At 41.9% G+C, this 21,060-nt stretch carries 13 protein-coding genes; 11 read left to right on the top strand and 2 right to left on the bottom strand.

Annotated features, from left to right (window positions below):
* Positions 1 to 276: 276 nt before the first annotated feature.
* From QZ076_RS10870 to QZ076_RS10915, 10 genes are all read left to right on the top strand, one after another.
* Complete coding sequence (locus QZ076_RS10870) at positions 277 to 3,561, top strand: SusC/RagA family TonB-linked outer membrane protein (protein ID WP_293713291.1); 3,285 nt, start codon at positions 277 to 279, stop codon at positions 3,559 to 3,561.
* A gap of 37 nt (positions 3,562 to 3,598) precedes the next feature.
* Positions 3,599 to 5,209: a SusD/RagB family nutrient-binding outer membrane lipoprotein gene (locus QZ076_RS10875; protein ID WP_293713293.1), complete on the top strand. Its 1,611-nt coding sequence runs from the start codon at positions 3,599 to 3,601 to the stop codon at positions 5,207 to 5,209.
* Between the two features lie 172 nt (positions 5,210 to 5,381).
* Positions 5,382 to 7,730, top strand: coding sequence for a glycoside hydrolase family 3 N-terminal domain-containing protein (locus QZ076_RS10880; protein ID WP_293713353.1), 2,349 nt, complete (start codon positions 5,382 to 5,384; stop codon positions 7,728 to 7,730).
* Positions 7,731 to 7,888: 158 nt separating this feature from the next.
* A complete protein-coding gene (locus QZ076_RS10885; protein ID WP_293713355.1) occupies positions 7,889 to 8,455 on the top strand; it encodes an RNA polymerase sigma-70 factor in 567 nt (188 codons plus the stop codon).
* A gap of 106 nt (positions 8,456 to 8,561) precedes the next feature.
* A complete protein-coding gene (locus tag QZ076_RS10890) occupies positions 8,562 to 9,527 on the top strand; it encodes a FecR family protein (protein WP_293713295.1) in 966 nt (321 codons plus the stop codon).
* 167 nt (positions 9,528 to 9,694) lie between these two features.
* Positions 9,695 to 13,102, top strand: coding sequence for a SusC/RagA family TonB-linked outer membrane protein (locus QZ076_RS10895; RefSeq protein WP_293713297.1), 3,408 nt, complete (start codon positions 9,695 to 9,697; stop codon positions 13,100 to 13,102).
* 12 nt (positions 13,103 to 13,114) lie between these two features.
* The gene (locus tag QZ076_RS10900; protein ID WP_293713299.1) at positions 13,115 to 14,635 is read left to right on the top strand and encodes a SusD/RagB family nutrient-binding outer membrane lipoprotein; all 1,521 of its coding nucleotides are present in this window, start codon (positions 13,115 to 13,117) and stop codon (positions 14,633 to 14,635) included.
* Positions 14,632 to 15,687, top strand: coding sequence for an endonuclease/exonuclease/phosphatase family protein (locus tag QZ076_RS10905; protein ID WP_293713301.1), 1,056 nt, complete (start codon positions 14,632 to 14,634; stop codon positions 15,685 to 15,687). The genes QZ076_RS10900 and QZ076_RS10905 overlap by 4 nt, the downstream gene beginning before the upstream one ends.
* A gap of 144 nt (positions 15,688 to 15,831) precedes the next feature.
* Complete coding sequence (locus tag QZ076_RS10910) at positions 15,832 to 16,176, top strand: hypothetical protein (protein WP_293713304.1); 345 nt, start codon at positions 15,832 to 15,834, stop codon at positions 16,174 to 16,176.
* An 8-nt stretch (positions 16,177 to 16,184) separates the two neighbouring features.
* On the top strand, positions 16,185 to 16,814 hold the full coding sequence (locus QZ076_RS10915; protein WP_293713311.1) for an ATP-binding cassette domain-containing protein: 630 nt from the start codon (positions 16,185 to 16,187) through the stop codon (positions 16,812 to 16,814).
* 323 nt (positions 16,815 to 17,137) lie between these two features.
* Here the strand turns inward: QZ076_RS10915 and QZ076_RS10920 are convergent, their stop codons facing one another.
* Positions 17,138 to 18,274 carry an acyltransferase family protein gene (locus QZ076_RS10920; protein ID WP_293713313.1) on the bottom strand — a complete coding sequence of 379 codons (1,137 nt, stop codon included), beginning with the start codon at positions 18,272 to 18,274 and terminating at the stop codon, positions 17,138 to 17,140.
* Between the two features lie 65 nt (positions 18,275 to 18,339).
* Positions 18,340 to 19,467: an AraC family transcriptional regulator gene (locus QZ076_RS10925; protein WP_293713315.1), complete on the bottom strand. Its 1,128-nt coding sequence runs from the start codon at positions 19,465 to 19,467 to the stop codon at positions 18,340 to 18,342.
* 206 nt (positions 19,468 to 19,673) lie between these two features.
* Between QZ076_RS10925 and QZ076_RS10930 the strand changes: the two genes are divergently transcribed.
* Positions 19,674 to 20,633: a fimbrillin family protein gene (locus QZ076_RS10930; protein ID WP_293713317.1), complete on the top strand. Its 960-nt coding sequence runs from the start codon at positions 19,674 to 19,676 to the stop codon at positions 20,631 to 20,633.
* Positions 20,634 to 21,060: the final 427 nt, after the last annotated feature.

Here is a 21,060-nt window from a genome sequence, read left to right on the forward strand (position 1 = left end):
AGCTTATTTTCAACTAGTAAGCAATAAGATAAACACGTATAACATGCAAATATAAAAGATTACACTACCTGTATTAGACTTGTTTTTATAAAAGAACACAAAAAATAACCATCTACTTCATTGGCAAAATGGTAATATCCGTCAAATAAATAGCAAAATCCATCACTAACGGTATTTACCATCCTAACAACAGATTCTAACACAGCTTTGATTCAACACTTTATAGATTTGCGGCATTGAAATTAAATTTTCTTGAATCTAACTAAAGATTTGTTTATGAAAAAAGTATTGAGACCTATCGGACTTATTTTACTATCCGGCGCTCTCTGTTCTACCGGACAGGTATATGCAACAGGAGCTAAGTCGGAAGCTGTAACTAACATCGCTCAACAGAAAAAGCAAGTAAAAGGTACAGTTATTGATGCATTTGGCCCCGTAGCCGGTGCTTCCGTATCTATAAAAGGAACCAGTCAGGGTACTATTACCGACATGGATGGTAACTTTATAATAGATGTGGAACCAGGAAGCACTTTGTCTATCTCTTTCATCGGTTATGTAACTCAGGATATCAAATACACCGGACAAGCAGCTCTGGATGTAAAATTAATGGAAGACAGCCAAAAAATCGACGAAGTGGTAGTAACCGCCATGGGTATCAAGAAAGAAAAACGTGCCCTCCCTTACGCCATGAGTGAACTGAAAGCAGAGCAGCTCCAGACTGTTCCCGTACAAAACGTAGCAACTTCCTTATATGGTAAAGCTGCCGGTGTACAAATCCAGCAGACAGCCATGGGACCTACCGGAGGTACCAAGATCCAGATCCGTGGTATCAACTCGGTGGAAGGTAATACCCGTCCGCTGATCGTTGTCGACGGTATACCTATCAACGATACAGACTCCAACTGGGCCGGTCGCGAACGTAGCGAGACACAACAAGGATCCGCTCTTAACGACATCAACCCGGACGATATCGAATCGATGTCTATCCTGAAAGGTGCAAACGCTGCCGCACTGTACGGTTCACGTGCAACCAACGGTGTGATCGTAATCACTACCAAGCGTGGAGGTGCCGGTAAAGGTCTCGGTATCCAGGTCGGAACATCTTATACATATGACCAGCGTGCTTTTATGCCGGAACTTCAGAATGTGTTCGGAGGTGGTTCAAATCCGTACTTCACTACGAATGCAGACGGTCAGAATATATATAACGGTGATACTTACCGTAGCTTCGGTCCTCGCATGGACGGAACGGAAGTACTTTGGTGGGATGGCGTGAAGCGCCCGTATTCTCCGCAGCCTAACAATTACCGGGATGTATTTAAAGACGGTTTCAGCAACAACAATAGTATCTCTATTACCAACGGTACCGATAAGAACAGCATTCGTCTGGCTTATACAAATATGAACTATGGCGGTTACCTGGAAAACTTCAAACAGAACAAGCACAACTTCAGTTTCTCCGGTAACTTTAAAGTACACGAACGTCTGACTTTCGATGCTTCTGTTTCGTTCAACATTTCGGAAACAAAGAATCCTCCTACACGTATCGACCGTGTTTCCAACTATCCGATGCCTCGTAACGAGATCACTCAGTTATGGAAAGACAACTATAAGAATGATGAAGGCTACTTCCTGACAGACGAGATCTCAGGAATCAGTTCCGGAAACCGCGATAACATCATCAAATACCTGATGTGGCAGCAGAATGAAAACGAATATACACAGAACCGCGAACGTCTGATCGCTTCGTTGTCTGCTAATCTTAAGATATTCGACTTCCTGACTTTCCGCCTGCGTGGTGGTACGGACCGTTACCGTGACGACAAGGAGAACAAAGAATACTTTACAAAATATTCGGATCCTTCAGACATTAACAGTCTGGAAGGTAGTTACCGGAAAGAGGATGCACACTACCAGAAAAACTATGTGGAAGGTTTATTGATGTTCAACAAGGCGATCAATGAAGATTTCGATGTTTCTGCCAACCTGGGTGTTTCCGGTGAAGATATCACGGAATCGAAAGTGATCTGGGAATCTCATGGACTGAAATACAACGGTATGTTCTCATCGGAAAACAACAAAAGAGATCCGAAACAAGCCAGCAAAGACAAAGTAGTTAACCAAGGTGAGTTCCTGGGAGCTGTTTTCGCTTCCGCCCAGGTCGCTTACAAACGCTTCCTGTATCTGGACTTGACTGCCCGTAACGACTGGTCTTCCCGTCTGACTGCCGGCAACCGTAGCTTCTTCTATCCTTCTGCCGGTTTGAGTTTCGTGTTTACAGAAGCATTGGATCTACCGGATTGGTATAACTACGGTAAAGTAAGAGGATCATACGCTATCGTGGGTAATACGACACCGTCTATCTACTTTACTAACTCTGAATACCAGTACGGATCATTCAATAGTTCAGTTATCACAAATGAATTCAAAGCCGACGTTCCTCCTACCAATATCGTCCCTGAAAAGACGTATTCATGGGAAGTCGGTTTGGAAAGCCGCGTGCTTAACGGACGTTTAGGATTAGACTTCGCTTTCTATACTAACAAGACAAAGAACCAGATCATCACTGTACCCGTCGCTCCTTCAACAGGTGCTACAGGTATGAGAATGAATGCGGGTGAGATCGGCAACCGTGGTGTGGAACTTCAGGTTACCGGAACTCCGGTTGAAACCAAGAACTTCAGCTGGGAAGGTGTTCTGAACTTCGCCTATACACACAATGAACTGCTTTCTCTGATCGATGGCATGGAAGACCGTCAGATCAGTAACCCGTGGAGTGCAGCGATCTTCAAAGCTGTTCCGGGATATGCTACACCTAGTGTATTTATCCGTAAATGGATACGTGACGACCAGGGAAGAATCGTTGTGGATAAGAACGGTAATTACCAACAGGAATCAGAATTCACTTATGCAGGTAGCGCAGCACCGAAGTTTACAGCCGGTTTCACGAATACATTCCGTTACAGAGACTTTTCTTTAAGCGTACATATCGACGGTTCGTTCGGCGGTAAACTGCTTTCATTCACCAACAACTTCCTGAAAGCATCTGGTGCAGGTAAAGAATCTTTGTGGGGACGCGATGAAGAATACGGTGGTCTGGCTTACTATATCGACAAGAACAGCAACCAGAAAATCCCTCTGGACAGCCACAGTGCCTCAGCTCCGGCAAATGCACTTGACGGACGTGTACGTCACGACGGTATCATTGTGGATGGTGTAAACGAAAAAGGCGAAAAGAACGACATCATTGTATCGGCAGCCGATTATTACAACTCGCGCTACAACCGTAACGGTTCTGAAGACAACCTGTATGATAACACCTATATCAAACTGCGTGAAATGAAATTATCTTACCGCGTTCCGAACAACATCGTTTCTAAGATCGGTCTGCAGAACCTGAATGTTTCATTGATCGGTAGCAACCTGTTCTTCATCTATAAGAATGTTCCTAACGTGAATCCGGAAGCAACACTGGGTACAGGCGGTACAAACCCTTATGTGGAATACACTTCTTACCCCTCAGCCAGAAGCTTTGGTTTTGCTATCAACACCAGTTTCTAAACCTAGTAACTTATTCATAATAAAACAGTAAACTTTTATGAAACATATATTATATAGCCTGCTTCTAGGCACCGTCGTAGCCTTCTCTTCCTGCGAAAGCAAACTGGACGACAAGCACAATAATCCGGATGGATTTACCTCGGCAGAAATAGAATACCTTTTCTCCAAAGGTGCGTTGAAAGCGATCGAAAACGATTACGCCGATACATACAATTACAACTTCCGCCTGATCGGAAACTATATCCAGACAACTGCCCGCCAGGCAGGAAAAGACCGTGTCAACCTGTATCAGAACATTCAGGACGATAAGGCCCGCTGGGAAAACTACTACGTAACCCGTATGAGCACTCTGACCGAGATAGACAAGATGTATGCTACCCTGTCACCGGACGAACAGAACAAATATCAAACCTTTGTCGAGGCAGGTAAGGTTCTGAAAGCATACAACACAGCTATCGCCACCGACTTTTTTGGCAATATGCCTTATTCGGAAGCCTTCACCGCACGTAATGTTGTCTATGGCGGAAGCGTCATCTTCAAACCGAAATATGATACTCAGAAAGATATTTATTATTCTATTCTGGAAGACCTGAAATCTGCTGCCGCTTATTTCAAGACAGCATCTACTAGCAATATATTTAAACAGCAGGATATTATCTACAAAGGTAATTGCGACGGTTGGTACAAGTTTGCCAACTCATTGCGCCTGCGTTATGCTATGCGTATCTCAAATGTCGATCCTGATAAGGCTAAACAAGTATTGGCTGAACTTTCACTGGACCAGTTGATCACCAGCAACAGCGATAACACATATATTAAGGTAGACAACCAGAGTACTGCTCCTGACGGTATCTGGCGTGCTATGAACGAAAGTCATTCCAAAGCACAAAGTTACTATATGTATGCACCCGAATTCACTGTTAACTTACTGAAAGAAGCTACCGACCCGCGTCTGGTGGTATTCTATCAGCCGGCAACAGATGACGAAGGGGATGTTTACGAAGATAGCAAAGAGATCATCGGTTATCCTTCTTCTGCCGACAAAGCAATCGCTCTGGTAAACGGACCGAATGGAACTGAACTTTTCAAAATCTACGGATGTCTTAATACAGTTACTTTCCGTAAAAACTATCAATTGCCGGTAGGTATCGGTATGACTGCTGCTGAAGTTTATTTCTGCCTGGCAGAAGCTGCACAGCGTGGCTTGTTTAGCGGAAATGCAGAAGAGTTCTATAACAAAGGAGTTATCTTATCTATTCAAAACTACTACGAATATTATAAGAACAGCGATGCAGAGAAAGGAAAAGATATGAATATCGCCAACAGAGACGTATCCGACGGAACGCTGGGTAGCTGGTTAGCCACTTCAACCTTCAAGTTCAATTCATCAAAAGCATTAGAGCAGATCGCTACCCAGAAATGGTTACACCTCGGTTTCCTGCAGATATATGAAAACTGGGCAGAATACCGCCGTACAGACCTGCCTGTCCTGGATGACGACCGCGAAAACGGTGCTTTACTGAATAAGGAGAATGCTCCGGTACGTTTCTTGTATCCTTCGAAAGAAGCATCTATGAACACAGAAAACTATAACGCCCAGTCGGCAAACAACAAGATCGACGCGCGTCTGTGGTGGGACGTAAAATAATCCCATCCAACTAAATAGCTACTAATCATTGACCGTATGGTTGATAATTGTTAACTTTGTGCTAATGATTACCGACCATACGGTCTTACGTTACAACAAACCATATTAATCCTATAATAGCATGAATTTCAAATATTCATTATTAGTAGCGATCTGCCTCGGGACCGGTACTATGCAAGCCAAAGACTCGATCTATAAAAAAGGATGGATAGACTTGAATAAGAACGGCGTAAAAGACGTTTACGAGGATCCCTCCGCCCCTATTGAGGCACGTGTACAAGATCTGCTCAACCAGATGACGCTGGAAGAAAAAAGCTGTCAGATGGCAACCCTTTACGGCTTCGGGCGTGTCTTGAAAGACTCACTTCCCACCGAAGGATGGAAGAACGAGATCTGGAAAGACGGTATTGCCAATATCGACGAACAGTTAAATGGAGTAGGAAGCGCTCGTCGCCGTACACCGGAAATGATCTACCCGTTCAGCAACCATGCCGAAGCAATCAACACGACACAACGCTGGTTTATCGAAGAAACCCGCCTGGGTATCCCTGTCGACTTCTCAAACGAAGGCATTCACGGACTGAACCATACCAAAGCAACTCCCCTGCCCGCCCCGATCAACATTGGTAGTACCTGGAACCGTTCGCTGGTACTTCAAGCCGGTGATATTGCTGGAAAAGAGGCCAAAGCTTTAGGATATAACAACGTATATGCTCCCATCCTCGATGTTGCCCGCGATCCTCGCTGGGGACGTGTACTCGAGACGTATGGAGAAGACCCTTATCTGGTCGGCGAACTCGGCATACAAATGGTAAACGGCATCCAGCAAAACGGCGTAGCTTCTACCCTGAAACACTTCGCCGTATATAGCATTCCGAAAGGCGGACGTGACGCAGCTGTGCGCACCGATCCGCATGTTGCTCCCCGCGAACTACATGAAATTCATTTATATCCCTTCAAAAAAGTAATACAAAAGGCCCATCCCAAAGGTATAATGAGCAGTTACAACGACTGGGACGGTGTACCCGTTACCGCCAGCTATTACTTCCTCACTGAACTGCTGCGTCAGGAATATGGTTTCAGAGGGTACGTGGTAAGCGATAGCGAAGCCGTAGAATTCGTACAAACCAAGCATCACGTGGCCGATTCTTATGAAGAAGCGGTGCGCCAGGTTGTGGAAGCCGGGCTTAACGTACGTACCAACTTCACCCATCCGGAAGATTATATTCTCCCACTACGCAAGCTGGTAAAAGAGGGGAAATTATCCATGAAATCTGTCGATCGTATGGTAGCCGACGTATTACGTGTAAAGTTTGAACTCGGCCTGTTCGACTCGCCGTATGTAAAAGACCCGAAAGCCGCAGATAAGATTGTCGGAGCCGACAAACACCGCGATTTCGTGCTGGATATGCAACAGCAGTCACTTGTTCTACTGAAAAACGAGAACAACCTGCTTCCTCTGGATAAGAACCAGACAAAGAAAGTGCTTATCGCAGGTCCATTGGCTAAAGAAACCAACTATATGATCAGCCGTTACGGCCCGCAGGGATTGGATAATATCACGGTTTACGACGGTATTAAAAGTTATCTGGGTAACCAGGCAGAAGTAGTCTACGCCAAAGGTTGTGAAATAAAAGATGCCAACTGGCCCGATAGCGAGATCGTCCCTACCCCGCTTACCAACGAAGAAAAGCAGGCAATCGCAGAAGCAACCTCAGCCGCAGCCGATTGCGATGTGATCATTGCCGTATTGGGAGAAGATGAAAGCTGCACGGGCGAAAGTAAATCGCGCACAGGCCTCGACCTTCCCGGCCGTCAGCAACAATTGCTGGAAGCCTTGCACGCTACCGGAAAACCGGTCGTTCTTGTACTTATCAACGGCCAACCGCTGACGATCAACTGGGCAGACCGTAATATCCCTTCTATCCTCGAAGCCTGGTTCCCCGGTCAACTCGGTGGAGAAGCTATTGCACAAACCCTCTTCGGTGATTACAATCCAGGGGGTCGTTTGTCTGTCACCTTCCCTAAAACAATCGGACAGATCGAGCTTAACTTCCCCTTCAAACCCGGTTCGCAGGACGGACAATACTTTGCAGGCCCTAATGGTTCCGGAAACACCCGCGTACAAGGCACTCTTTACCCTTTTGGCCACGGATTGAGTTATACAACCTTTGCTTACTCAAACCTCGCAATCAAGCAGGAAACACCCTATTCGCAAAGCCCGGTTACAGTCACAGTCGATGTGACCAATACAGGTAAACGCGCCGGTGATGAAGTAGTGCAATTATACGTCCGCGATAAAGTAAGCAGTGTAATCGCTTACGAATCCGTACTGCGCGGCTTCGAACGTATCTCCCTGCAGCCGGAAGAAACCCGCACCGTCTCTTTTACTCTTCTTCCGGAAGATTTACAAATTCTGGACAGACACATGCAATGGACAGTCGAACCGGGCGAATTTGAAGTCCGCATCGGTGCTTCTTCCACTGACATTAAACTAAAAGATAACTTTATTGTAAAGTAAAAATACTTATAGTAAGTCTATAGCTAAGAATTTATTCCCTCTTACTTTCGAAACAATTCAGAGATTTCGCAAAGTAAGAGGGAATATTTATTTGAAGAAAGAAAGATTAATTATCTTTGCCACAGAGATAAAGGAGAAAAAACTTGAAAAATCACGAGATAAAACAAAGAAACCCACTGGAAACACAAAAATGTTTCTCACAGATTTACTCTACATACTTTATCAAAATGACACGCTTCTCACAAGCTTATGTCATTGCTGAAGAAGATGCAGAGAATATCGTACAAGATATTTTCCTCTATCTATGGGAACATCCGGAAGTTTTTAAAACAATTGATAATATGGATGCTTTCCTCTTCACTCTGGTCAAAAACAGATGCCTGAACTTCCTTAAACACAGCCTGTATATAAACGAAAAGAAAAGAATCCTGGAAACGACCGAAGAACAGGAAATACAAATGAATTTATATTCACTCCAACAATTTGATGAATCATTCCTCACGATCTCAGAGGTTGAAAATCTGATTGACGAAGTGATCGGTAAATTACCGGAACGTTGCAGGGAAATATTTATCCTCAGCCGCATAGAAGGATTAAAATACAAAGAGATAGCCGAACGATTAGAAATCTCCGTCAATACAGTTGAGAATCAGATGTCTATTGCCTTGCGCAAATTAAAAGTCGAGTTAAAAGATTACCTTCCTCTCCTGCTTTTCATTATATAAAAAGCAGATAATATTCCGTCTGCATCAAAAAAACAACTTTTTTCATTTTCCTTTGGTGGTAACTTCCGATGCTTTTGTCTTTAATATAGAGACAAACAATTTTGACATGAATGACAGGTTAGATAAATATTTCTCAGGAGAGATGTCCTCAGCTGAAAAAACAGCATTTTTTCAATTGCTGGCAACAGATCCGGAAGCCAAAAAGGAATTTGCACGTACTAAAAATGCGCTCGCAATCTCCGAACTGATCGACCGGAAGGAAGATGAAGCAAATACCATCAGAGGAATCCGGGATTTTGACAAACGGCTTAGTAAACGTTCAGCCAGACAATTCCAGATCAATCTTCTAAAATATGCAGGTATAGCATTGATCCTGATAGTCGGTTCCTGGTTCGCCTCTCAGGAATACACCCAACATCTGCAAAAGGATCTATACACTGAAATAAACGTTCCCAAAGGACAGCGCGTAAATATGAGACTGGCTGATGGTACATCCGTATGGTTAAGTCCGCGTAGCAAAATCAAAATACCCAATGAATTCAAGAGAAATAACCGTACTGTCGAGTTAGACGGAGAAGGATATTTTTCAGTAACAAAAGACCCCAAACGACCATTCATTGTCAAAACACAGCAGTTTAATGTGGAAGTATTAGGTACAGAATTTAATGTGTTTGCCTATACCGAAATATCTCGTTTTGAAACCAACCTGGTAGAAGGCTCTGTACTTGTGTATAACAAAGATAACAAGAATGAAATGATTCGATTAAAACCCAGAGAAAAAGTATCAGTCATCAACGATGTCATGGTCAAATCCAGCTCTGATTTTGATAATAAAGATTATCTGGAGAGCGGCATATTCAATTTCAAATCAAAGCCTTTTGTCGAAATACTGGATTGCCTGTCTCTTTGGTATAATGTAAGATTCAAAGTGATCGGAACAATTGCTCTTACTGAAAAGATATCCGGTAAATTCCGACAAAGCGAAGAAATTGAAAAAATACTGGGTGCTTTACAAAATGTTTACCATTTCAATTTTAAGAGAATAAGTGAAAATGTATTTGAAATTTACTAATCAATAATCTATGTCTAACCAATAAAATCAAATGCCCATGAAGTAAAAGAGCTATCATGATAGGGCCAAAAAGGGTAAGTGTTGGAACCACTTACCCTACAGAGCCAATACTATCAAATCCATTTCGAGACAGATAACAGTATCAACTTTAAACTATCAGCAAAGTTATGAAAAAAAACTTGTTGCAACTATGCTATGTATTTAAACATGATGAATTAACACACATTATTCGTATTATGAGACTATCCGTGTTTTTCATATTCGTACTATTTTTCCAGCTACATGCGGTCAATACCCATTCGCAGGAAGCACGAATCACCATTACCAAAAATAATATTTCATTCGGTGAACTGATTACCGAAATAGAGAGACAAACCGATTATTTGTTCCTATATGGAGATAAGGATATCAATCTATCCCAACCCATCCAGGTCGATGCGAACAATAAGACTGTGAAAGAGGTTCTGGACAATGTGTTGGCAAATAAAGGCCTTACCTATAAAGTACTGGATAACTACATATCCATACATTCAATCAGCAACAAACGTGCCATATCCCACTCCGATCCATCGGCAGGCACTCCCCAGGTTCCCATTATCAGAGTTACAGGGACTGTGGTAGACCAGCTAAACACACCTATCATCGGAGCCAATGTGTTTTTGAAAGGAAGTGCGTCGACCGGGACTGTAACCGATATCGACGGTCATTTCTCGATTGAAGTTCCGGCTAATGCCCATCTTGTGTTTTCTTATATCGGCTATCAGAACAAAGATGTCTCTGTCAACAACCAAAAGACATTGTTAATATCCATGCAGGAAGATTCTAAAAACCTGGAAGAAGTCGTAGTCACTGCCTTAGGTATCAAACGTTCGGAGAAAGCGTTAGGATATGCTGTACAGAAAGTTGGGGGAGATAAAATGACTACCGTAAAATCAGTTGATGTAGGAACTGCGCTTACAGGAAAAATTGCCGGTTTGAATGTACAGAATAGTACCGAATTCAATGAAGCTCCTTCTATCCTTCTGCGAGGCGAAGAACCTCTATTGGTTATTGATGGCGTTCCTTATAATAATATCACATTAAGAGATATCGCATCTGATGATATAGAATCCGTCGATGTTTTAAAAGGGGCAACAGCATCAGCCCTTTACGGTTCCCGAGGTGGCTCCGGAGCTATTATGGTCACAACCAAAAAGGGAAAAGAAGAAGGACTGAATATAGATGTTAACAGCAGTACCATGTTCGAAGCCGGTTTTCTAAAATTACCTAAAGTCCAGACCTCATACAGCGCGGGAGCATATGGTAAATACAATTCAAACGAACTACTCTGGGGAGACAAATTAGATATTGGCCGGACTGCCGAGCAATACGATCCCTATACCTATGAATGGAGAGAAATGCCTTTGGTATCAAAAGGGAAAAATAACTTCAAAAATTTTCTTGAATTCAGCTTTGTAACAAACAACAATGTGAGTGTTACTCAAAAAGGGAAATACGGTAGCTTCCGGACTTCATTGACTCATATTTATAATAAGGGACAATATCCGAATACCAAACTGAACAAACTTACTTATTCTGTTGGCGGTGATATGAAATTCAGCAACTTATCCGTAGAAGGAGGTTTGACATACAACAAGAGGTTTTATCCCAATGACTTTGGTACAGGATACGGTGCAGGTGGCTACATATATAACTTATTGGTATGGAATGGAAGCGATCTGGATATAAGGGATTATAAAAACTATTGGATTAAAGACAAAGAGAATGAGCAACAAAACTGGCCCAATACACTTTGGTATGACAACCCCTATTTCATTGCAAATGAAATAATCCACTCAAGTGATTACGACATAGTCAACGGTTATTTATCGGCAAACTATTCAATTAAACCATGGCTGAAAGTATCGCTTCGCTCCGGTCTGGATATGTATAGTAACCGGGAAAAATGGAGAAATTCTATCGGAGCAGCAGGAGGCTGGGATAGAAAAGGATATTATGCGGAAAAACGTTCAGGAGGATATAGTATCAACAATGATTTCCTGATCACCGCCGATCACAAATTCGGAGATATCTCATTAGACGGTTTTGTCGGAGGAACAATCTATTTTTATCAGAACGACTGGCTGCAAAATGAAACACAAAATGGATTGACCGTACCCGGTTATTATTCATTGTATGGATCTGTCGATCCTGTTAAAATGAATAGTACTTTAGAGAAGAAGCAGGTAAACAGTGTATATGGTAAAGCCTCTGCAGCATGGAAAAGCACATTCTTTTTAGACATAACTGCACGAAATGACTGGTCATCCACGTTACCATCTGAAACCCGTTCGTATTTCTACCCTTCTGTATCAGCCAGTATTGTTCTGTCTGAATTTATACCTATGCCATCATGGCTTGATTTCTGGAAAATGAGAGGATCGTGGACTCAAACTAAAAAAGATCTGTCAATATACGATACCAATAAGGCATATACCATTAAAACCAATAGTTGGGATGGTCTGAACGGCGCTACTTATCCTACAAAGATCAGAGGAGCCGTGATTAACCCCAGCAGTACACGTTCATTCGAAATCGGTACAGCACTACATTTCCTGAAGAACAGACTGAATCTTGATATCGCTTATTATCAAAAGCTTTTCTATAACCTGACGACAGATGCAAAAATAAGTGATGCCAGTGGATTTCAATCTACTTTGATCAATATTGACGAGGAACATACCCGTAAAGGAATAGAAATCTCTCTCAATGCCAATATTTATAAAGACAAAAACTGGGATTGGAATGCAACAGTCAACTGGTCATCAGACAGATACTATTATTCAAAAATCGATCCGGCATATTCAACCCAGAAAGACTGGGTAAAGAAAGGGGAACGCTGGGACTGGCTCGATTGTTATGATTGGGAACGCGATCCGAATGGAAACATCATTCATGAAAACGGCTATCCTATCGCTAGCCAATACACATCCAAAGCAGGACATACGAATCCGGACTGGATATTCGGATTCAGTAACTCCTTGAAATATAAAAATGTAACTCTCTCCTTTACCATCGACGGCCGGATCGGAGGAATGTCGCACTCCGTGATCGACCAGGCGTTGTGGATGTCGGGTGCCCATATAGGAACTGATAATCAATACAGATACGAAGAAGTGGTAAATGGGAACAGAACTTTCATCGGTGAAGGAGTAAAAGTAGTTTCTGGTAGTGTCGACCGTGATTCGAATGGAAATATTATCAGAGACGACCGTGTGTTTGCTCCTAACGATAAAGTTGTCTCATATGAAAGTTACATGAATCTATACAGTGGAACAGGAAATGTCTGGCAAGCCAGAAAACAATATCTCTATGACCAGACATTCATTAAGTTGAGAGAACTGGCACTTACATACAATCTCCCATCGAATTTATGCAACAAACTGAAAATGAAACATGCTTCCGTTTCATTAATAGGAAATAATCTGTTCATCTGGACGAAAGATTTCAAATATTCCGATCCTGACAAATCGAAAGAGAATCTGAATTCTCCTTCTTTACGAATGATTGGATGCAATTTAAAGGTTAATTTCTAAAAGATACTGAATATGAAAAAGATAAAATCAATAGTATACGTCATCCTTTGCGCGATGATATCCGGTTGTTCCAATTTCGATCAACTGAATACGAACCCGAATACTGTAGAAACAGCAACATCATCTCTAATAGCAACTTCAGTCATACTGGATATAGTTACCCCTGACGGATACGCTGCGAACTTTATTCAGGATGCCTGTTTAGCTAAGCAAATGATTTGGCTGGAGTATTTGCACGACTATAATTATAATGTGCTGGGACGAGCCGATTTTTCCGGATATACTATGCTCATCAACGCAGAAAAGATGAAAGAACTGGCAAAAGAAGAATACAAAAATGCATATGAGGCATTAGCTTTATTTGCTAAATCATATAAGTTATTCTATTTATCCATGCAAGTCGGTGACATACCTTTCAGCGATGCTCTCCAGGGAGAATTCAACAATACAAAGCCACGGTATGATTCTCAGGAAGAAGTGATGAAAACAATCCTGGACGATCTTGAAACAGCATCCCGCTTGTTTTCTCTTGCCAGCCCATTCGATGGAGACCCGGTATTCCAGGGGGATGTTTCCAAATGGGAGAAAGTAACCAATACATTCCGGTTAAAAGTCTTGATGTATTTGTCGAAAAAGGAAAACGATCCCGGATTAAATATCAAAGAACGTTTTGCCCGGATCTTCAACGATCAACCATTGATGGAATCCAACAAAGATAACCTCCAGCTGGTATTTTCCAATAAATCCGGACAGTTGTATCCATACAATAAAGCAACATCAAAACATCATGTTTATGCTACAATTTCCAGTGTCATTGTAGATACTTTAAAAGCCTATAACGACTACCGGCTTTTCTATTTTGCCCAGCCGGCTAAAACTATGACTGATAAAGGACTTCAACCAGATGATGTCGATGCTTATATCGGTCTTGATCCGGTAGCTGATTTCTCGGATATAAAATCTGAATATGCCAAAGGTGCTTATTCGGCAATTAATTTAAGATATACCGATATTCCAGCCGGCGAACCCTATACACGTGTCGGCTATGCAGAGCAATGTTTTATTCTGGCAGAAGCAATACTGAGAGGTTGGATTAATGGAAATGCAACAGAATATTACAACGCCGGAATCAAGGCTTCAATGACATTTATCGGAGAAAACACGCCTGATGACAAAATGTATCACCATGGCAAAATAATTACAGAAGACTATATCGGTACTTACCAGAACAGTGAACCTATCATGCTGAAAGGCGATACGGAACACAAGATTAAACAAATCATTGTTCAGAAATATCTAACTTATTATATGCAATATCCTTTTGACGCATATTATGAATACAGGAGAACCGGTTATCCAGTTTTGCCAATCAATCCTCTTACTAACAGGAATGCGGAAAAGGATAAAATTCCGGTACGGTGGATGTATCCTACAAAAGAGTTTGATTACAACAAAGAAAACGTAGACAATGCTGTTGCATCACAATATGAAGGGATCGATAATAATAACAAAATAATGTGGATATTGAAATGAAAAGAATTATAAGCCTGGCGATTATAATTTCCATGTTCCCCTTCTTTGTATACAGTGCTACAGAAAAAAACGATACTCTGAAAGTTCTACAATTAAATTTATGGGGACAAGGTGAAACCGTACCCAATGGAGTTAAAGGGATTGTAGATATTATTGATCAGACAGATCCGGACATCGTTTTCCTCTGTGAGATATTCAGTCAAAAAGAAAAGCATTTTATGGATTATCTCACCAGTGAACTGAAAAAGAGAGGCAAACAGTATTACGGGGAAAATCTTAAACAAACAATGGGCGTCCTGTCAAAGATCAAAATGGATGAAGTCAGCTCATGTTTCACACTCGCCGATAAATCAAGACCTAACCCTGTTTGTAAAGCGACAATCAGTTTAGGTGCAAAGAAACTGATTGCCTATTCTGTACATTGGGACTGGACTCATTATGAATGTTATCTTCCCCGGGGTTACAGCGGTACAACCTGGAAAAAACTGCCGGAACCGGTAAGTAATGCAGATTCCATACTGGCAGCTAATAGAGTCTCTTTTCGGGATGAAGGCGTCAAAGCTTTACTGGAAGATGCCGGAAAAGAAATTGAAAAAGGCAACCTGGTCATATTAGGCGGCGACTTCAATGAACCGTCGCATCTGGATTGGCAGCAAAATACCAAAGATATGAGAAATCATAACGGTTTGGTTATAAACTGGGACTGCTCCGTATTACTATATGATGCAGGGTTCAAAGATGTTTACCGCGAAATATATCCTGATGCAGTAACACATCCTGGGTTTACATTCCCGGCCGGAAATAGAGATGCAGACCTGAATAAGCTGGTCTGGCTGCCTGATAGGGACGAAAGGGACAGAATAGATTTTATTTATTATTATCCTGATCCATCACTGAGTCTGGAAAACGCAGTCATCGTAGGTCCGTCCCAGAATATATTGAAAGGAGAAATTATTGAGAATGATTCTGAAGATCAGTTCATAAAACCAACTGGTACATGGCCCAGTGATCACAAAGGGATTTTCAGCACATTCTTGATAGAAAGCAATTAACCATTTCAATATGCAAGATAAGCCAACAAAGGGGATGAGTTTGATTCATCCCCTTTTATACTTTATTAAAAAGAATACCTCCTCTATTTCCCCGGATTTAAATATCTTAGCAAAAAATCAATTATCCCGATAAACCGACTGTTTATGGACAGCCTGCAAAGATGGAAAACACAATACCGGTTTTACCGGACATTCTTCCTCAGCACATTAAAATTCAGTGTTCTGACAAGCTTTATCTTTGCTTTTATGGGTGGACTCATTCCCGATGGGAGTTTTGAACCTGTTAAGCTATTCTTCCGCTTTATCCCCACGCTCGGATTAGGATTCGATTATATCTATAAGGAACTGACACGAAAAGAAGAATATTATTTCTATTATAATCAGGGAATCAGCAAATATAAACTCTGGATCGTTACATTCATTGTTATGTTTATTGGCTGCCACCTACTTTATCAGATCATTGAGCTATGTGTACAGGCCTTGAAATAGATAGCGTAATGAAATCTTTCGGTGATCGTCCGATTCTATTGGATGTTTACCTGAAATGTTGCCGGGGAGATATCATTGCCCTCTTCGGACGAAACGGGACAGGCAAATCAACCCTGCTGAATATCATCTTTGGGACACTGAAAGCCGACCGGAAGTTTATCCGCATCAACGGAAAGGTTATAAACGGACCGGCTTTCCATTCCGGACTGATCGCTTATCTGCCACAACATCCTTCCTTTCCTTCACACCTGAAAGTATCACAGATAGTAGAGCTTTGTATCGCCCCGGAAGACCGGAAACGTTTCCTTGCCGACAAGATGCTTCTCCGGCTCAGAACCTCCCGTATCTGTGAAATATCGACCGGAGAACAACGCTATCTGGAAATCAAAACCTCCCTATTCAGCCCAGCGCCTTACATCCTACTGGACGAACCTTTCAGTGGAGTCTCCCCTGTCGTAGCCGAACAAATCCGGCAGCTTATGACCGAAAGCGCCCAAAGCCATGGAATTATCCTGACAGACCATAACTTCCGCGAAGTACACAAAATAGCCAACCGACTGACCTTGCTTAGCGAATGTTATCTCAAAGAAATCAAACAGGTAGAGGAACTGATACCTTACGGCTATTACCAGCCATAGAATAAGCCCGAAGCAGCATTTATCTTCCGCTAAGCAGAAATAAAAAAGGGACACCCTTACGGATATCCCCAACACTGAAAAGATTCTATTCTATCCCATACTTCTGCATCGCATATTCACCCAGTATTTCCAGGTATTTGATGCATTTACTAACTACCTTTTTCATAGCGCATTTCTATTTATTTAAAACGATCTCTTTGCCTAAACATATTCGATAAATATGTTTTACAACACAAAAGTAGTGCTTATACCGATACAGTATACTCTCTACTCCTGCTTTTAACATCATTTGCACAAAATAGATATACAGCTATTGAAGATCTTTATCCGATAATATACTTTGAATAAGGCAACTTGCTCAACAAATAAACAAACAACCAGGTGGCAGCCAGCGTAAAGACAGCCGAAATAGGAACAATTGCCGGAATAGGAATACCTAGCCAAAGCGTCAGCAGATAAGAAGGCCCTACGAAGAAATAATGCACGCAATACACCCCGAATCCGACCTTTGTCAGATTAGCCAAAGCACGACAAACCAAAGGTGACGTAATACGAACTTTCTGAACCAGCAGGAAAATAGCAGCCGTCATCAGCATCGCATTCGGAGAACAATAGGTAAAGAAGAGTTCCATCCCCTCTTCACTCACATTCGGATCGGAAGTCATATAACGAAAACCAGTAAAAGTGATCAGGTAACCAATCAGGAACAAAGGAACAGATACCGCCAGCGTCTTACCGACCGACCAATCATTTCCTTTCCCCAGATAATGGCCAAGCAACAGATAACCGTTGAAACCGGCAAAATAATAGAACAGCCCATACGCATTCCACGAACAGGTTCCGAACACATACTTCGAAACAAACTCCACCAGGTAAGGTATAAACAGTGAGACACTCCAGACAATCAAAAACGAACGTTTCCCCTTATCGGACGCTTTCTCCACCCAGGCCGAAAATACAGGTATATACAAATACAAGCCGATCAGTGCATAAATATACCACATCGGTGTTGCATATACGGTAAATGTGATCGGAATCATAGCAATATCTTTCAGTCCGTCAACCAAAGAGGCTGAAGGATCGGGCGCCCAAGGGAAGAAATCAGTCACCAGCTCCGCACTTCCTCCCACCCATTGAATAAACCACGGAGCCAGATTAAACAATACCGACCAGATCAGGAAAGGAAAAAATACACGCGGAATACGTTTCTTATAAAAGACAGAAGCCTCCTGCTTCACCGGCAACAACAGAAGGCCTGTCATCATCACAAACAGGGGGACACAAGCCCTCAACATAGAGCCATAGGCCGATCCCCAGAAATTAATTTCGGGATTGCCACGCGATTCCGGAGAGGCGTTAAACGGATCTGTACAATGACAAGCTATCACCATCAGGATAGCAACGAAACGAAGTGCGTCCAACCATACGATATGCGGACGTGCAGTAGTAGTGTTATTCATGACAAGAGTTATTTCTTCAACAGGATGTAAAAGTAAGCAATCTTATCATATCATACAAGATAGGATTATCCTCTCTTATACTCGGAAGGAATAATACCGGTATGTTTGGTAAACGCCCTGCGAAACGTACTGATAGAATGAAAGCCGGAACGTTCGGCAATATCCTGAATACTGGCCAAAGGTTCGGCATCCATCAGGCGTTTGCTCTCTTCTACACGGAACTGGTTCACATAATCGGAAAAAGACATTCCCAGCTCTTTATTAAATAGTTGTGAGAGATAAGAACGGCTGATAGGAAATACGCGTTGTAAATCAGTCAGGCGCAGATCATCACGCAAATAGGGTTTCTCTTTTTCGAACCAGGTATTAACTTCTTCAGCATAACGCTTGAAAAGAAGACCTTGCTGTTCATCGTCATCATCATCTTCTTCATTATGCTCATCCGCCGGAGAATTCCAGCCATTCTTAAAGGTACGATCCAGCTGGATATTCTTGAGAAATAAAGCTTTGTAAAAGAAATAAAACCAAACAACCAGCATAATAGTCTTAATAACAACATACAAGATTGTCTTGTCGGTCAGCAACAGGACCACATAAAGGAAATAGAGAATCGACAACACGATCATTGTCCGCTTCAACCATACCAGATCGTAATTTTCAGGGTCCGAAACATTCTCACTCAAATAAGCAGTATACTCACCAGCATACTTTACGACAAGATATATCGGTAAAATCATATAAAAAAGAGTAAGCGCCAGCACCAATAAACGCAGGAATACATCCATATTAAAATGCGTAAACACGTCTTTTATCGAATAAAATATATGAATTTCTCCACCAGACAAACGGTAAGTAAGATAAGACAAACCACCTATCACAACGGGCGAAAGAAAAATGGCAAATCGCTTTAAAGTAAGAAAACCAGGACGTAGCTTTTCAATCACATAACTGGCAAGGCAGGCTGTCACAAAACAGCTTGGAATAAGTACATCAGGATGGAATGCTTCCTTCGTCTCATCCACATAAGAATTAACAGTAATTCGGATCACAGCCATCAAGGCCCACATAATCATACTCCAGCCTAAAATATGTCGTGCCTGGTTGCCGAATGACCTTAATAACATCATAATACCGCCTAAAATACATAGGCCGATTATCTGCATACTTAATAAAAACTGTATTTTGTCTAACATACTCCCATCGCCTCGTTTATCTATAAACAAATTGCACTCTCAAATAGTTGATTTGCACCATATTTAGACAATTTGACGTCTTTAGATTATTTGCATCATGCGTTTTTATACGATTTCATCGTGGTTTTATACCGTATGATCCCTCTTTCTACTCAAACCGCCGGATATTTGCAATATGAAATTTGATACAAAAATAGCATAAAAGTATGAGAAATTTATTACTATTTATTACACTGATTTCCTGTTTGGCAGGTTGCTCTAACGAAGGCAATATCGTAGCCATTGAGAGTATTAGCGCAAAAGAAAAACCATTAAGAATTATTACACGTATTTTAACTACAAAGTCTGCGAATTTCGTGCAAGAATTCAAAGACGGATCGGAAATAGGGCTACTGATAACCCGCGAAAATGACGGTGGCCTATATGATGAAGATAGTGATTATATAAATGTAAAAGCGAAAGCAAGTTTAATTAGTAATAAAATCTCCTGGCAACAAACGCCGGAAGTCTCCCTTAACTTCGACCCGGCCACCGTGTATGCCTATTATCCATATCAGTCGCAAATGAGACTGAGTGCAGCCAGTATTCCTGTAAGGTTATCATCGGATGCAACTCAAACTCCCGACTATATGTATGGCACACACGCCGTTGGTCAAAAAATAGTGAACAGTATTTCACCTATGGTGATTCTGAATATGAATCATGCTTTGTCTCTTATCTCCTTTCAAATCAACTTGCAGGAAGGAGAATACGAAGATTATCAGCTAAGTGCCATCCAGGTAGGTAACAAGGCAGGAGGAAGCACACTGATTTGTAGAGGCATGATGGATATCAGAACCGGCGAAATTACCGGAACAGCAGGTTGCAAGACCTCCACCCGGTTGAACCTTGAAGAAGCTGTTACTCTGACGAAAGAGTTTTGCGATCCGCAGCATATCAGGGTATTCCCGACATCGGGTCCCATAGCAGAAGGAGATATTGAAGCCCTCTTTACAATAAATGGAAGTTCATATAAATACAAAATTCCCGCTCAAACAGTTTGGGAAAAAGGACATAAATACCTCTACAAATTAACTCTCAGCGGAGAGGCTCTTACATTAAAAGAGGTATCCGTTACCGACTGGATACAGGGTAATGGTAAAGATGCTACAAGCAGCATTATGTAAGTTTTATTTTATGTTTTGGTTATGGTTTAGAATCTCTGCGTAAGTGTACTTTGTTGCAGTGCCGACGAACTGCCTGCCCGGATGTACAGACAAAGTCTGATAGTGTAGCCGGTCCGGCATCGCAAGAAGAAGCGCAATTACGGGGAAAAGGAGGAAGCAATGCTCCCGCTCTTACCACGACATCCGGTAAAGGGGTCTCAAAACTTCCTCCGAATGAGGTTCTATATTTGAAATGGATTAACGAACTAACTCGTGAGAGTTACGTATACATTTAATTAATACTAAAATAGTAGTAATGAAGCCGGCCCCGAATACCGTGCCCTGTACTCAACAGGACGCATATTCCCTCTCAACTTATCGCCGACAACACTCTTTTATTTGACCCGAACCTTACCGGGGCCGGTTTCATTATGCTGCTATTTTCTTT

The sequence above is a fragment of the uncultured Parabacteroides sp. genome (genome assembly GCF_905196875.1).
Taxonomy (GTDB): domain Bacteria; phylum Bacteroidota; class Bacteroidia; order Bacteroidales; family Tannerellaceae; genus Parabacteroides.

Excerpts from the sequence above, each read along its gene's own strand:
- QZ076_RS10895 (WP_293713297.1), top strand. The coding sequence starts at position 9,695 with ATGAAAAAAAACTTGTTGCAACTATGCTATGTATTTAAACATGATGAA.
- QZ076_RS10875 (WP_293713293.1), top strand. The coding sequence starts at position 3,599 with ATGAAACATATATTATATAGCCTGCTTCTAGGCACCGTCGTAGCCTTC.
- QZ076_RS10900 (WP_293713299.1), top strand. The coding sequence starts at position 13,115 with ATGAAAAAGATAAAATCAATAGTATACGTCATCCTTTGCGCGATGATA.
- QZ076_RS10915 (WP_293713311.1), top strand. The coding sequence starts at position 16,185 with ATGAAATCTTTCGGTGATCGTCCGATTCTATTGGATGTTTACCTGAAA.
- QZ076_RS10920 (WP_293713313.1), bottom strand. The coding sequence starts at position 18,274 with ATGAATAACACTACTACTGCACGTCCGCATATCGTATGGTTGGACGCA.
- QZ076_RS10910 (WP_293713304.1), top strand. The coding sequence starts at position 15,832 with ATGGACAGCCTGCAAAGATGGAAAACACAATACCGGTTTTACCGGACA.
- QZ076_RS10880 (WP_293713353.1), top strand. The coding sequence starts at position 5,382 with ATGCAAGCCAAAGACTCGATCTATAAAAAAGGATGGATAGACTTGAAT.
- QZ076_RS10925 (WP_293713315.1), bottom strand. The coding sequence starts at position 19,467 with ATGTTAGACAAAATACAGTTTTTATTAAGTATGCAGATAATCGGCCTA.
- QZ076_RS10890 (WP_293713295.1), top strand. The coding sequence starts at position 8,562 with ATGAATGACAGGTTAGATAAATATTTCTCAGGAGAGATGTCCTCAGCT.
- QZ076_RS10930 (WP_293713317.1), top strand. The coding sequence starts at position 19,674 with ATGAGAAATTTATTACTATTTATTACACTGATTTCCTGTTTGGCAGGT.
- QZ076_RS10905 (WP_293713301.1), top strand. The coding sequence starts at position 14,632 with ATGAAAAGAATTATAAGCCTGGCGATTATAATTTCCATGTTCCCCTTC.
- QZ076_RS10870 (WP_293713291.1), top strand. The coding sequence starts at position 277 with ATGAAAAAAGTATTGAGACCTATCGGACTTATTTTACTATCCGGCGCT.